Origin of the sequence: Bartonella capreoli (genome assembly GCF_902813205.1) — a bacterium.
GTDB lineage: Bacteria > Pseudomonadota > Alphaproteobacteria > Rhizobiales > Rhizobiaceae > Bartonella > Bartonella schoenbuchensis.
In genome coordinates this window covers 1-514 of the sequence record NZ_CADDZX010000140.1, presented here as the reverse complement: position 1 = coordinate 514, position 514 = coordinate 1, and the positions used below count along the sequence as shown (strand labels likewise).

Below are 514 nucleotides of genomic sequence, written 5' to 3'. Positions count from 1 at the left end.
CCTCATTCCATTCGACTGGAGAGCCTAACTCTTTTTCCCGACGGATGTTATCTTCTCCAATTTCAGTATCTTTCTCTTCATAATATGCTTCCTGACGCACCGAATACCAACCAGTATAACGACCAAGATAAATATCACCATTAGCTTCCATTTTTTTCCAAATTTCCTGACAAGCTTCATAATGGCGCTTTTCTGTTGTACGGATGAAATCATCGTTAGAACAATTTAAGACTGCAAGCATTTTTTGAAACACTGCAATATTACAATCTGCACGTTGATTACGTATCATCCCCACTCCTGCTGCTGTTTGTTTCCTCTTTATGCCGTGCTCATCCGTACCAGAGAGAAAGAATACATTTTTTCCGTCTAATCTTTGGAAACGGGCCAAAACATCGCTTACAATTGCACTATAGGCATGCCCAATATGTGGAGTACCATTAGGATAAAAAATCGGAGTAGTTATGTAATATGTGTCACGCATGTCATACTCATTGTGAAACGCAATAAAAGATAC

1 protein-coding gene is annotated in these 514 nt (G+C 39.1%); it reads right to left on the bottom strand.

All coding sequences use genetic code 11. The features are described 5' to 3' along the window. Positions 1-481, bottom strand: a 481-nt coding sequence (locus J7R05_RS07750) for a class I tRNA ligase family protein (protein WP_208541819.1), incomplete at its 3' end; no start/stop codon positions are given. Positions 482-514: the final 33 nt, after the last annotated feature.